Origin of the sequence: Mesorhizobium sp. M4A.F.Ca.ET.050.02.1.1, from assembly GCF_003997725.1 — a bacterium.
Taxonomy (GTDB): Bacteria; Pseudomonadota; Alphaproteobacteria; order Rhizobiales; family Rhizobiaceae; genus Mesorhizobium.
In genome coordinates, this window is sequence record NZ_RZSG01001465.1 from 1 (window position 1) to 530 (window position 530).

The following is a 530-nucleotide window of genomic DNA, read 5'->3' on the forward strand; positions in this document are numbered from 1 at the left end:
GACCTGTTCGTCGCCACGCCCGCACGGCTCAAATTCATGAAGGGCGAGCGGGCCGAAAGCTCGGCGACCAGTGATGTGGTGAAGCGCATCGCCATCGCCTTCCCCGGCGTGCGCTTCACGCTTGCCGGCACCGACCGCTCGACGCTGGAATTGCCCGCGACCGGCGACGATCCGGAGGGCCGGCTGCAACGCGTGGCGCAAGTGATGGGCGCCGACTTTCCCGACAATGCCATCCCCATCGATGCCACGCGCGATGGCGTGCATCTTGCCGGCCACGTCTCGATTCCATCCTTCACGCGGGCGAACGCGCTGCAGCAATATGCCTATGTCAACGGCCGGCCGGTGCGCGACAAGCTGATCGCCGGCGCAATCCGCGGCGCCTTCGCCGATGTTCTGCCGCGCGACCGCCATGCGGTGACCGTGCTGTTCCTTTCGCTCGATCCGGCGACCGTGGACGTCAATGTCCATCCGGCCAAGGCCGATGTGCGTTTTCGCGATCCGGGCCTGGTGCGTGGGCTGATCGTTGGCGC

1 protein-coding gene is annotated in these 530 nt (G+C 67.0%); it reads left to right on the top strand.

The genetic code is table 11. The features are described from left to right. Nucleotides 1-530 (top strand): DNA mismatch repair endonuclease MutL (mutL, locus tag EOA33_RS38160; protein WP_245482618.1); only part of this gene is annotated, 530 nt, incomplete at both ends.